General features: G+C 32.5%; 14 protein-coding genes. 12 read left to right on the top strand and 2 right to left on the bottom strand.

Annotation, left to right across the window (positions count from 1 at the left end; translation table 11 throughout):
* Positions 1-7 precede the first annotated feature (7 nt).
* From PXD04_RS21955 to PXD04_RS21900, 12 genes are all read left to right on the top strand, one after another.
* Positions 8-322, top strand: a complete 315-nt coding sequence (locus PXD04_RS21955) for a hypothetical protein (protein WP_323736934.1) — start codon at positions 8-10, stop codon at positions 320-322.
* 15 nt (positions 323-337) lie between these two features.
* The gene (locus PXD04_RS21950; protein ID WP_323736933.1) at positions 338-1,696 is read left to right on the top strand and encodes a 4Fe-4S binding protein; all 1,359 of its coding nucleotides are present in this window, start codon (positions 338-340) and stop codon (positions 1,694-1,696) included.
* Complete coding sequence (locus PXD04_RS21945) at positions 1,693-2,238, top strand: 4Fe-4S dicluster domain-containing protein (RefSeq protein WP_323736932.1); 546 nt, start codon at positions 1,693-1,695, stop codon at positions 2,236-2,238. The genes PXD04_RS21950 and PXD04_RS21945 overlap by 4 nt, the downstream gene beginning before the upstream one ends.
* 11 nt (positions 2,239-2,249) lie before the next feature.
* The gene (locus PXD04_RS21940; RefSeq protein WP_323736931.1) at positions 2,250-2,699 is read left to right on the top strand and encodes a hypothetical protein; all 450 of its coding nucleotides are present in this window, start codon (positions 2,250-2,252) and stop codon (positions 2,697-2,699) included.
* 24 nt (positions 2,700-2,723) lie between these two features.
* Entirely contained in the window at positions 2,724-3,875 is a 1,152-nt protein-coding gene (locus PXD04_RS21935) for a nickel-dependent hydrogenase large subunit (protein ID WP_323736930.1), read from the top strand.
* An 11-nt stretch (positions 3,876-3,886) separates the two neighbouring features.
* On the top strand, positions 3,887-4,903 hold the full coding sequence (locus PXD04_RS21930) for a respiratory chain complex I subunit 1 family protein (RefSeq protein ID WP_323736929.1): 1,017 nt from the start codon (positions 3,887-3,889) through the stop codon (positions 4,901-4,903).
* 9 nt (positions 4,904-4,912) lie between these two features.
* Positions 4,913-5,182 carry an energy-converting hydrogenase B subunit EhbP gene (ehbP, locus tag PXD04_RS21925; RefSeq protein ID WP_323736928.1) on the top strand — a complete coding sequence of 90 codons (270 nt, stop codon included), beginning with the start codon at positions 4,913-4,915 and terminating at the stop codon, positions 5,180-5,182.
* A gap of 258 nt (positions 5,183-5,440) precedes the next feature.
* The gene (locus PXD04_RS21920) at positions 5,441-5,665 is read left to right on the top strand and encodes a FeoA family protein (protein ID WP_323736927.1); all 225 of its coding nucleotides are present in this window, start codon (positions 5,441-5,443) and stop codon (positions 5,663-5,665) included.
* 135 nt (positions 5,666-5,800) lie between these two features.
* Complete coding sequence (gene feoB / locus PXD04_RS21915; RefSeq protein WP_323736926.1) at positions 5,801-7,819, top strand: ferrous iron transport protein B; 2,019 nt, start codon at positions 5,801-5,803, stop codon at positions 7,817-7,819.
* A gap of 134 nt (positions 7,820-7,953) precedes the next feature.
* Entirely contained in the window at positions 7,954-8,160 is a 207-nt protein-coding gene (locus PXD04_RS21910) for a hypothetical protein (RefSeq protein ID WP_323736925.1), read from the top strand.
* Positions 8,161-8,175: 15 nt separating this feature from the next.
* Positions 8,176-8,391 (top strand): hypothetical protein, encoded by a 216-nt coding sequence (locus tag PXD04_RS21905; protein WP_323736924.1) that lies wholly within the window; start codon positions 8,176-8,178, stop codon positions 8,389-8,391.
* Between the two features lie 488 nt (positions 8,392-8,879).
* Entirely contained in the window at positions 8,880-9,530 is a 651-nt protein-coding gene (locus PXD04_RS21900; protein WP_323736923.1) for a DUF5612 domain-containing protein, read from the top strand.
* A 308-nt stretch (positions 9,531-9,838) separates the two neighbouring features.
* On the opposite strand, the gene PXD04_RS21895 is transcribed toward PXD04_RS21900, so the two are convergent.
* Together PXD04_RS21895 and PXD04_RS21890 are read right to left on the bottom strand one after the other, a co-directional pair.
* Entirely contained in the window at positions 9,839-11,140 is a 1,302-nt protein-coding gene (locus PXD04_RS21895) for an IS4 family transposase (RefSeq protein WP_323737404.1), read from the bottom strand.
* A 54-nt stretch (positions 11,141-11,194) separates the two neighbouring features.
* Complete coding sequence (locus PXD04_RS21890; protein ID WP_323736922.1) at positions 11,195-12,400, bottom strand: hypothetical protein; 1,206 nt, start codon at positions 12,398-12,400, stop codon at positions 11,195-11,197.
* Positions 12,401-12,481: the final 81 nt, after the last annotated feature.

The following is a 12,481-nucleotide window of genomic DNA, read 5'->3' as shown; positions in this document are numbered from 1 at the left end:
AGTTTTAATGGTTTTAGAAACAACAGTACCATTCTTACAATCAGTAGGTCCTAATTTATTCGGTATGTTATACACCGGGCCAACAATTTGTGCTTTAATAATAGGGATTATAGCTGGAGCAATGATGCATAAAACTCCAACTAATGGAATAAAATTAAACACATCCTCTTGGATAGCAATAATAATCGGTGCATTACTAGTAGCATTCTGGTTAGGAACATTCCCATACTATGGTGGATTACCATTAGGACCAGGATTTGTAATGGGTGTAATCGGAGCAATTATTGGAAGAGGATTAATAGGAACTAAAATTAAAGCTTAAGTGGGGTAATAGAGAATGTTTTTATCAAATCCAGGAAAATGTGATGGCTCAGGTGATTGTGTAGATGCTTGCCCTACTGATGCAATAAAATTAGTAGACGGAAAAGTAGTTAGCTGTATAACTTGTGGAAAATGTGAACGTGTATGTCCAAACAAAGCTATATTTAAAAACAAGTTTGGTGGTTATGTAGTAGACAGAACTAAATGTAACTTATGTGGAATGTGTATCAACGTTTGTCCAGTAGATGTAATTACAGTTAAAGATGGAAAAATCATGGGAATGTGTTCCAACTGTGGAGTATGTGTACCAGCATGTAAAAACGATGCAAGAATGCCAGCACCTAAAAAGGCAGTACCAACAGAAAAAGACTCTGCAAGCAGACTATACGTGGGAACCATCCATGAAGACTGTATAGAATGTGGAAGATGTGCATACTTCTGTCCATCAAATTCAATTAAATTCTCATACATAGAACCAGGTGTCTGTACAAAATGTGACTTATGTATAGATGTCTGTCCAAGAGACGCAATAGGACCAGTAGAAGAAGGCGGCCCATACAAAGTCGACATGGGAAAATGTGCATTATGTTACAAATGTCTAATTGAATGTCCAAACGATGCAATCACAGCAAAACACTTACAACTTGAAATCAATCAACCAGAATATGACGTTGAAAATGATACAAGAATGATAGCATGTGTAGACTGTGAACTATGTGCAGACGCATGTCCAACAGAAGCATTACAAATAGTTAACAAAAGAATCAGATTCGATGTTGACTTATGCACACTATGCGGAAACGAAAACGGAGAAGCAGCATGTGCAACAGACTTCGAACACGCACCATGTACAAACGCATGTCCTCAAGGCGTACTAGAATTCGTACCAGATTCTAAAATTACACTTGAAGGAGTATGTGTAATGTGTGGAGGATGTGTAAGCGAATGTAAATACGATGCACGTAAATTTGCAAGCGCTACATGGAACGGTGAAGTTGCACCACAATGTCTAAAATGTGGAATATGTGAAGAAGTATGTCCAAAAGATGCAATTACTGTAACCGATGACGGAGTAAATGTAAACTTTGACAAATGTGTACTTTGTGAAAAATGTGCAATGCACTGCCCTGTAAGTGCAATACCAAAAACCACACCACTTAAAATGAAAATTTCAAGTGGATACTCAATGATAAACAACAACTTATGTGTTGGCTGTAATCGTTGTGTAGATGCATGTGTATTCAAAGCAATCACTGCTGACGAAGAAGGTAACCTGAATATTAACCAGGACAGATGTATCTACTGTGGAGCTTGTAAGACTGCATGTCCAGCAAGAGCAATTAAAATACAAAGAGATTTCGAGGCACAAATATGAGTTTAGGAAAAATATTTTTAAATGGAATTTATACCAACCTCAAAAGATTAATCTTTGCAAGTGACCGTGTAACTGACATGCAATTCCGTAACGATGTATTAACCGGAAATGTTAAACCAGCACCTTTAGTTGCAGAAGTTGAATGTATTGGTTGTGGTGGATGTTCAAATGTATGTCCTACAAAAGCTATTGTAATGACTCCAATAGAACCAGTAGAAATTGCAGACGGAATAGTTAAAACAGCAGTACCAGAAATCAATGAACTTGATTGTGTTCACTGTTACCACTGTCACGATTTCTGTCCTATCTTCGCATTATTTGGAGTAGCAGCAACAATACATCCAAATCACGTTGGTAATAAATGTAGTAAAGATGTAAACAGTATGCTTTTGGATCCTAGTGAAATACCAGATGCAAAAATTAAATATATCGCACAATATTTAACTGATGATTCAATTATCCAAAAGAGAAAAGAAATGAACGAAAAACTAAAAGCTCAAGAAGAATCAGCAGCTGATTCAAGTGAAGCTGTAGAGGAATAAGGGGGATTAATATGGGACTTAAAGGAACCTCACGATCAAAATCCATCCACGTAATGCTCGTATATACTGGTGGTTGTAACGGTTGTGATATTGAAATAGTTAACGCAGTTTTATCTCCAAAATTCGATCTAGAACAGTATAACGTATACTTAACTTGGAACCCAAGAGAAGCTGATGTTCTTGTAGTAAGTGGTCCTGTAACTCACTGGACAAAAGAACCACTGATAAAAATCTACGAATCAATACCTAATCCAAAATTAGTTGTTGCAGTAGGAGCATGTGCACTAACCGGTGGAGTTTACAAAAATATTCACGGAGAAATACCATCCGAAGAAATCGAAGGACCAGTAGAAAACGTAATACCAGTAGATGCAAAAATCCCTGGATGTGCAGTAAGAGCTAAAGATGTAGTGGCTGGTGTAGCATCAGTTATTCCTATCATTAATGGCTTAAAAGATTAAAAAATTTGTAAGGAGTATTTATATATGGTTACAAAAATAGATGGAGCAACAACTTGTAACGAAGTAGAAAGACAAGTTTTTGAAACAGAAATCGATATGGGTACAGTACATCCAGCAGCATTAGAACCTTACAGAGTAAGACTATTCGTAGAAGACGAAATAGTTAAGGATGCTGAGATTACTGTAGGTTTAAACCATAGAGGTATTGAAAGAATCATGGAAGGATTACCAGTAGAAAAAGCAAATGCTTTAACAGAAAAAGTATGTGGTATCTGTTCAAATGGACACATATTCAACTCATGTCGTGCTGGTGAAGGTGCACTCGGTATAGAAATACCTGAAAGAGCAAGATACTTAAGAGTATTAGCTCAGGAACTTGAAAGACTTCACAGTCACATGCTTTACTTAGGACACGGTTCCGAAGTATTAAACCATGAAACATTCGCAATGAGAATTTTCTACATCAGGGAATCTGTAATGGAACTATTATACATGATGGGTGGAAACAGGGTACAATACGGTATATCTGTACTCGGTGGAGTAAGACCTAGAGCAGACTTAAACTTAAAAGAACAACAAAGAATTCTTGATGTAATGGATTACATCGATGAAAAAGTTGGAGACTTTGCTGAAAGGTTTGTTTCAGACCCTATGGTAATGCACCGTATTGTTGGTACAGGTCAATTATCACAAAAACAAGCATTAGATTTACATGTTACCGGACCAACATTAAGGGCAACAGGATACGAATATGATTACAGAACAAAAATGCCAGAATATGAAGGCATTGAATTTGATGTAATAACTCAAGATGGTGGAGACGTAGCAGCTAACATTTTAATGAGAGCTACAGAAATCTTTGAAGCAACTAAAATTATTAGACAAGTTATCAGAGACTTACCTAAAGGACCTGTTGTAAATAGGGATTGGGAAATGGTTGACTCTCCAGTATATAAAAGTTACATAGAAGTACCTCGTGGTGTATGTTACCATTCATATGGTTTAGAAGATGGAAAAGTAAGACACAGTATTATAAGAACACCATCAATGTCTAACATTGGTGCTATGCAAGAATCATGTATTGGTCACCCAGTACAGGATGCTCAGCTTGCAATCGTTTCTTGTGATCCATGTTTCACTTGTACTGATAGAGCTATACAAATAATTAAATTATAGGAGATCAGACAATGGATTTATTAACATCAATCATTTATGTAGTCGTTACTTTCATAATTGCTGGTTTCGTAGCTTTATGGTTACCAGGTATTGAAAAGAAATCAGAAGCTAGGGTACAACAAAGGATTGGACCTCAACTTACTAGTCCTGGTATATACACTACATTAAAGTTCTTTTATAAAAAAGCTTTAAAACCATCAGCAGTTATGCCAAGAGTATACAACGCATTACCTATTGTAACATTGATTGTAGTAGCAGCATTATTCCTTATATTAATGCCTCCTGTAATGGCAGCATGGGGTCCATTTGCTAGTATAGTAGCAGTTGTAGGTTTATTAAAAGTGGAAGAAGTATTATATTTATTCATGAGTTCATTCTCACAGTCACTTATGTCTAAAACAATGCCTTTCCCTGACCAAGCAAAAGGTGGAAAACATAGAGGTGCTAAACAATCATTCTTAGAAACAATAAGTGCAAATAGGTCATTAAGACTTGTTTCATTTGGTAGTTTACCATTCTATATAGCATTATTTATACCTGTAATAATGGCTGGAAGTATTGACTTAATTGAAATCGTAAGATTCCAACAAGTTAACGGTGCTTTCTTATTCACTCTACCAGGTATAATTGGTTCAATAGTATTCTTCATAGGATTCTTAATTATATTAAATTCAAATCCTTTCGCATACTTGGAAGGTCACTCTGATGTAATTCAAGGTCCTATTATGGAATATATGTCAAAATCAAGAGCAATTTATACAATGGCTCACGCTTCCTTAATATTTGTTGGAGCATGTATTTATTCAACATTATTCTTAGGTATGCCACCATTCTTTGCTCTAAATCCTTTGAATATTTCAATAATAATACCTATTATTTGTTCAATTATCATCACAATGGCAATTGCTGTAACCAGTGCTTTCGCACCATTATTCACTAACCGTGAATTCTATCCTACAGTCATTGCTACAAGTATGATCGCAGTAGTGGGAGTTGTAACAGCTGTTTTAACAACTGTATTATTATAAGGTGATAACATGAAAATAGTATTACGTGAACATCATATAATAGGTTTAGGTGGATACATTGTAGAACTTAGAACTACTTTCAGAAACTTAATTGTTGTTAATCATAGCGATGAACCAATTAAATTAGAAGTTCCTGTTCTTAATGATGATTGGATTGAAGAACATGAAGCATTAGGTTTAGAAGTTATTCCTGTTATGGATGATTCTGATTACTTAGTTCTCTTCCAAATGGCTAAACATAAATTAGATGAAGAAAGAAAAGCTTTAGAAGGTAACTAATTACCTTCTACAATTTTTTTTTAGTGTTTTTTTTATTATTTTTTCAATTTTTTATTATTTTTGTTACTTTTTTTTGTTGTTATAAATTTTTATTCACCAAAACTTTATATACTATGAAAAACTTAGGTATACCTAATTAGGTATTACTAATTATGTGTTTAAAAAAAATTATTTCATTGACCTAATTATCGTGTTAAATATTTTTTTTTGATGGTAAAATATCATAGATAAACTTATATTATTTATAGGAGGCATTTCATGGCAAAAACAGTAGATGACTTAAAACCAGGAGAAACAGGAATTGTTAGAAAACACAGAGTAAAAGGAACTCTTGGTAAACATCTCAGGGAAATGGGTTTAATTAATGGAATTCCAGTAAAATTAGAAAGGAAAGCACCATTAGGATATCCTGTTGAAATTAGAATTCAAGGTTTTTCTTTGGCTTTAAGAAAAGAAGAAGCTCAGGCAATTGAATTAGAATAAATCTAATTAATTGTATCTTTTTATTTATTATTAACTAAAGGGTTAATATTTATTTTCATTTTAAATTTTAAGTTGTAATAAAATACAACTCAATTTAGGCAAGCCTAAATTGATAAGTTAGTTAAGAGGTATGACATGGAGAAATTAAAATTTTTACTTGCCGGAAACCCTAACGTAGGAAAAAGTACAGTATTCAACCAACTAACAGGTATGAAACAACACGTAGGAAACTGGCCAGGTAAAACAGTAGAACTAAAATCTGGTAGTTTTACATTTGATAACTATGATATTGAAGTAATAGATTTACCAGGAAATTACAGTTTAACCCCATACTCAGTAGAAGAACAAGTTTCAAGAGACGCAATCATACACGAAGAAAACGACGCAGTAATAAACGTAATAGACGCAGAAAACATACAAAGAAACTTATACTTAACATTACAAATAATGGAAACTGGTGCAAACACCATACTCGCATTAAACATGTTAAACTACGCTGAAGAAGCAGGGTTCAAAATAGACATAAAAAAATTAGAAAAAGCACTGGGAATACCAGTAGTAGTAGTTGATGCAAGAGAAGGAACAGGACTAGACGACCTAGTAAAAGCATCAATAAAAGCAGCAAAAAATCCATCCGACAACTCAGCAAACCTAACCTATGGATTTGAACTAGACGAACAAATCAAACAAGTAAAAGAACTATTCCCACACTTAAAAGTAGGATCTGCACCAGACAGCTGGACAGCAGTAAAATTACTCGAAGGCGACGACGAAGTCCTAGACTTAGCCGAACAATCATCAGACAAACAAAACCTACGAAAAGTAACAGAAATAAGAAAAGAACTAGAAAACAAATTCAATGACAATGTAGACGACACATTCATTGATGCAAGATACGCAGAAATAGACAAAATCCTAAAACAATCAGTAAAAAAACCAACAGGCGAAAAAGAATCAATTACCGATAAAATAGATAAAATAGTAACAAACAAATACTTAGGACTTCCAATATTTTTCATCGTAATATTCTTAATATTCCAAATCACATACACAATAGGAGCACCATTCCAAGACCTAATAGATCAAGGATGGGGAATATTAAGCGAATACTTATTCCAAATATTCGGTGAAGGACTAGTCTCATCATTACTCATAGATGCAGTAATCGGTGGAGTAGGTGGAGTACTAACATTCGTACCAATCATTTTCATACTGTTCTTCCTACTAAGTCTAATAGAAGACATAGGATACCTGGCAAGAGCAGCATTCGTAATAGACAGAGCAATGCACAAAGTAATGGGATTATCAGGAAAAGCATTTATTCCAATGATATTAGGATTTGGATGTGGAGTAACTGCTATCATGTCAACAAGAACATTATCAAACGAAAGTGACAGAATATCCACAATGTTAGCAATACCATTCATATCATGTAGTGCAAGAGTGCCAATATACGCATTATTCACAGCAGCATTCTTCTCTGATCCATTCCAACAAACAGTAGTAACATTCGGACTCTACATATTAGGTATGATTGTAGCAATAATAGTAGCTAAAGTACTTAAAAGCTCAGTATTCTCAGAAGAATCATCACCATTTATCATGGAACTTCCACCATACAGAATACCTACACTAAAAAGTGCAGTATTACACATGTGGGAAAGAGGATTCTTATTCATCAAAAAAGCAGGTACAATCATATTAGGTACATCCGTACTTGTATGGATATTAGCAAACCTACCACCTGGAGTAGAATACGGTTCAGCAAACAGCCTAATCGGTATGTTTGGTAGCATATTAGCACCACTATTTGGTCCATTAGGATTCGGATTCTGGCAAGCAGCAGTAGCTTTAGTATTCGGATTAATGGCAAAAGAAATTGTAGTATCAACATTCGGTACATTATTCTCACTAGCAGAAGATGATGAACAAGGAATTTCAGGTGTACTCTCTCAGATGTTCACACCATTATCAGCAATTTCATTCATGGTATTCACTTTATTATACCCTGCATGTTTCGCAGCAATCGGTGCTATCAAGGAAGAATCCAACTCATGGAAATGGATGTTTGCATCAATAGGTATATGTCTGGTCATTGCTTACGTGCTTTCACTCATTGTTTTCCAAGGAGGATTATTACTTGGATATAAATAAATAGTATAACACTTTATACTATTACATCTTTTTTTTAGAAGAATTTATGGGGAGGTGTTTTTTCATGATTATTGGAGTTAATACTAAAAAATATCCTAATAAAAACAAGAAATAAAATGGGAGGATAAAAAAATATGATACAATGCATGTTATGTGGTAACAAGTTTGATGAAAAAACTGTGGGACCATGTGACTTTAAGTGTGGATTTGGAGATTGTCATGGAAGTAATGTATTATGTCCTAACTGTGGACATGATGTTCCAGTTCCTAAAGAGCTACGCCAACAAGAATTTGATGAAGAATCATTCTTAAAAAAACTTAAAGAAGTATTTAAAAAATAACATGAGGCTAATAATATGATATCATGTAGATTATGTGGACACGAATTTGACGAATCCAAGGAAGAATTACTTGATTGTACTTGTGGTTGTGGAGGAGACAAAGTTTTATGTCCAAATTGTGGATATGAGGTAAGACTACCAAACAATGCTATTCCTAAGAAAGTCAAAAAACAAGAAGAAATGGGCTTTTTTGGAAAAGTTATGAAAGTTTTCCGTATGGATAGCTATTAAAAGAGGATTCATTTCCTATTTTTAATTAATTTTACTATTTTTATTGAGAATTATTTTTTATTAAGTAATGTTTTATGTTCTACTGTTTTTTAAAGCATTTTAAAAATTTATAAAAAAAAGAATGTCAAGTTTTGTATATTCTTGTGGGATGTGCAAAGGATATTGTCATTCAAGAATTCATCAAATGGTGAATATTTTCCTTATTTTTACTTGAATATATATTTTAGGGGTCTAAATTTATTAATTTTTAATCTTAATAACAATACCCTTACTTTAATTGTTATTCTTATTGTGGTTTTGTTCCACAGTTATTATATTTAATAACGTAGTATATAAAGATTGCTTTATTTTCATTAAAATATTTTTTATTATTTTTTCATGGCTGAATTAAAAGAGATGAAATAAATATTATAAATATTTTCTACAAAACATTAACTAGGAATAATTAGTCATAATTGATTCAAATCTTTATTTTTATGGTGATAAAAATGGTAAATGCAATAAACATAAAAACTATCGATAAACCAGGAGTTCTAAGAAAAATAACAGATTTTATAGCTCAAAACAATATAAATATTGTTTATACACATATGCACAAAGATTCTATAGATAATGCACATATTTACATGGAAATTGAAGAAGTAGAGTCTTTGGATAATGTAATTAATGAGCTGAATAATCTATCAGAGGTTAAAGAAATAAGCAAGTCACCCTCAATGGATCAGGTATGGGGGAAGCGTATCATCATAATCGGCGGTGGGGCACAGGTGTCTCAGGTAGCGCTTGGTGCTATAACAGAGGCTGATCGTCATAATATTAGGGGTGAACGTATAAGTATTGATACCATACCACTGGCAGGTGAACAAAAATTAGCAGAAGCGGTACGTGCTGTTGGCAGTCTTCCACGCGTAAGTGGACTGGTACTTGCAGGTTCATTGATGGGTGGTTCTATTGTGGATGCTATTGATGAAATTAAAGAGAATTATGGCGTAAAGGTTATTAGTTTAAATATGGTGGGTTCAGTAAGGGATCATGCTGATTTGGTTGTTACTGATCCTGTTCAGGCTGGTGTTATGGCTGTTATGGCTATTGCAAGTACTGCTAAGTTTGATATTGATAGGGTTAATGAAACTTTATAATACTTTTATTTTTTTCCCTCCAATACAAACATTAATTTAATGCATCACTGCCTTATTTATATTCAATGTTAATGGCATAAATATCAGTAAATTTAATGTTATTTTAATAAATTATATTTTGGTGTCATAAACTTTTATTTCACACATACTATATGTACATTACACACTATTTATTTTTCAAAATTTATCATCACATACTAAACTCCCCCACCATAAAACAAAACATCCACCCCCCCCCCACTATCAATTATCAATGCTATCAAGTTAAGGATTTTGTGTTGAAGTAACTTTTTTTTCATTTTGTTTTTTTATGGTTTTCTGTTGTTTCCGGGGTGTTTGTTTGTTGGGTCTTGTGCTAGTCTGTTGTTGGTGTTTGGGGGTGGGCTTATTTTTGTTGTGACTAAACTTTTGGATGCTATTTCTGTTATGTGCTTTATTATTTTTGTCCGTGTTGCTTTATCTTCGAATACTAGTTTTAATAGGTATTTTCTTATTAGTCCTATTATTGTGTTTAAGTTTGGTTTGTATTCTAGTTTTTCTTGTACTTCTTTTCGTGATTTTCGGTTTATTTGTTGTGTGGCGTCATTGTATGTTGCCATTAGTATGTTGAAAATGAATATGTGGCTGTAAAAGTCTTGTTGTATAGTTATTTTCTTTTGTCCTGAGAAGTTTTCTATGTCTAATCTGTTTTTTAATCTGTCGAAATTGATTTCTGTTTCCCATCTGGTTCCATATAATCTTTTAAGGTCTTCTGGGGTAAATTTTTCTTGTGGAAGATTGGTTATTAATGATTCTATGTATGTTTCTCCATTGGATCTTGTTACTGGTATGTTCACTACTCTTATTTGTGGGTTTCCTATACTTTTAGCAATTATTTTTTCTTCAGGTGTTAAATCTTTTTTATGAATTTTTTTGACTTTGATTTCTATGTTTTCATCATCTGATAGCATTTTTGCTCGTTGATTTTTATAGGTGTCCTTTTTTAATCTTATTATGAAGTTTGATTTGTTAATCAAGTGATATAATATTAGTTTTGTACTGTTATATCCTCGGTCATATACTGTTATACTCTTATTGAGAGTTATCTTATCTTTTAAATCGTTTATGTGGTTTATTGCTAACTCTACTTCTGATGTATTTTTAGGAACTATTTCTGAAGATAGAATAAAATGATTTAAATCATCAGTAATGGCAGAAATTCTTGCTCTACTACGATATTCGTGGATAGGATTATCTTTTGGAACATCCCATTCTTTTTTAGTTAAAGGTGTATTAGGACAATCAATAACACTTGTATCACAACCAAATACCCAATATTCTTTATATTCCTTTAATTCATCACTTTGATTATAAATATCAGACATCAAATCAGAATTCATATCAACAAATACTCTTGGATCCAAATATTGTCGTTTTTCACTAAAAGCTTGAGGAGTAATAGTCACAAAATCATCCTGTTTAAGTTCTTTATAAAAAGATAAACATTCTACAACATTAGCACGGTTTTTATTGGTAATAAGATGAAGAATCAAATCATCCATCCCAATTTTACGCTTACGAGTAAAATGAACATCATCTAATACATATTTTCTACAACAATACTTATTAATTTTTTCCAGATAATCAGAGGTGGTGTCAAGATGTGTGGGTATTTTAACATCATTTCAGTAAATCGCATTTCTCTCATCCCATCGCTTTAATTTTAAGTTAAATCTTGATAAAAATCCTTTTATAGTTTTATAACATTTTTTCACATGCTTTGGAGCAAGATCTTCAAATATTCTTTCTAGGATATTGCTTGTGCTTTCGATTTTTGCATTTTCAAGGAAATATGTTAAGTTTTTAAAATACGGTGCTGATTTTTCATTAATTATGTATTGAATAACTTCGGGAAAGTCATTTATTTTCTTTTTCAAGTTTTTTACGATTTTTGCTACTTCTGTTTGAGTTTTTACATCATATATTTCATATAATTCTGGTAAAAACTTTTTATATTCTTTTATTTTTTCTTCAGGTAGATTGTTATCTTTAACATATTTTCTGATAATTCTATTGTTATTTTGTTTAAAATGGAATTTACAAAATTGATGTTTAAATCCTAAAGCATTGATGGGAGACATGTATTCGGGTTTTAAGTCTGTTGTAATGGCTTTTCGTTCTTGATTTGATGTGGCTTCTTTGAGAAATTTTAGTACTTCTTCTTCTGTTTCATGTTCAACAACTTTATAAGCTACAATAGTATCATGACACACATCAACTAATGCTAATAAAAACACGTATTTATCACTGATTTCTTTTATTTTTATCCATAAAGCATCAAATGCATAATATCCTGAATATTCTTTAATATTTGGATTAAAATGAATATGATAATCGACTAAGATGTCTTGAATTTCTTGATGGGATATCTTAATTCCATGAACTTTTTCAAAGAATTCTCTGATTTTTCTGACATTTGTGAAGTCAATTGAGTAATATGTTTCTACAATGTCTAATACTTCATTTGATACTGTAAAATTAGGTTTTACAATAGAAGAAATATCTGCTGAAAAATCGTTTCCACAATGTTTACATTTGTATCGTTTAATTTTACAATCAACAAGACCATAATCCATTAATAATATTCCTCTAGAGTAATATCCTTTTTCATTTATATCTTTAGAATAACATTCAGGACAATAAACATGTTTCTGTTTTAAATGATACGTATCATTAAGTTTAAAGATCGTTAAATTGGAATTTAATTTTTCAATTTTATCTTCTATATATTCTTTTCGGCTACATTGCTTAGGTAGTTCATCAAAATAATCGTCAAGTTTATATTGTTTGTCGTCATAATTATTAATAGGAGAGGTATTTTGGGATTTCATAATATAATATCTCTCCTTTTTACTATATAAACCTAATTATCACTTATTTTTTGAAGCACGCCCACAAGGGGCGATAAAAAA

The sequence above is a fragment of the Methanosphaera sp. ISO3-F5 genome (genome assembly GCF_034480035.2).
Lineage (GTDB): Archaea > Methanobacteriota > Methanobacteria > Methanobacteriales > Methanobacteriaceae > Methanosphaera.
The sequence above is the reverse complement of the archived record's forward strand: the minus strand, read 5'-3'. Positions and strand labels throughout refer to the sequence as shown.

Bases quoted from the DNA above. Each gene is read 5' to 3' on its own strand.
- PXD04_RS21955 (WP_323736934.1), top strand. From the start codon at position 8: ATGGTTTTAGAAACAACAGTACCATTCTTACAATCAGTAGGTCCTAAT.
- PXD04_RS21950 (WP_323736933.1), top strand. From the start codon at position 338: ATGTTTTTATCAAATCCAGGAAAATGTGATGGCTCAGGTGATTGTGTA.
- PXD04_RS21945 (WP_323736932.1), top strand. From the start codon at position 1,693: ATGAGTTTAGGAAAAATATTTTTAAATGGAATTTATACCAACCTCAAA.
- PXD04_RS21940 (WP_323736931.1), top strand. From the start codon at position 2,250: ATGGGACTTAAAGGAACCTCACGATCAAAATCCATCCACGTAATGCTC.
- PXD04_RS21935 (WP_323736930.1), top strand. From the start codon at position 2,724: ATGGTTACAAAAATAGATGGAGCAACAACTTGTAACGAAGTAGAAAGA.
- PXD04_RS21930 (WP_323736929.1), top strand. From the start codon at position 3,887: ATGGATTTATTAACATCAATCATTTATGTAGTCGTTACTTTCATAATT.
- ehbP (WP_323736928.1), top strand. From the start codon at position 4,913: ATGAAAATAGTATTACGTGAACATCATATAATAGGTTTAGGTGGATAC.
- PXD04_RS21920 (WP_323736927.1), top strand. From the start codon at position 5,441: ATGGCAAAAACAGTAGATGACTTAAAACCAGGAGAAACAGGAATTGTT.
- feoB (WP_323736926.1), top strand. From the start codon at position 5,801: ATGGAGAAATTAAAATTTTTACTTGCCGGAAACCCTAACGTAGGAAAA.
- PXD04_RS21910 (WP_323736925.1), top strand. From the start codon at position 7,954: ATGATACAATGCATGTTATGTGGTAACAAGTTTGATGAAAAAACTGTG.
- PXD04_RS21905 (WP_323736924.1), top strand. From the start codon at position 8,176: ATGATATCATGTAGATTATGTGGACACGAATTTGACGAATCCAAGGAA.
- PXD04_RS21900 (WP_323736923.1), top strand. From the start codon at position 8,880: ATGGTAAATGCAATAAACATAAAAACTATCGATAAACCAGGAGTTCTA.
- PXD04_RS21890 (WP_323736922.1), bottom strand. From the start codon at position 12,400: ATGAAATCCCAAAATACCTCTCCTATTAATAATTATGACGACAAACAA.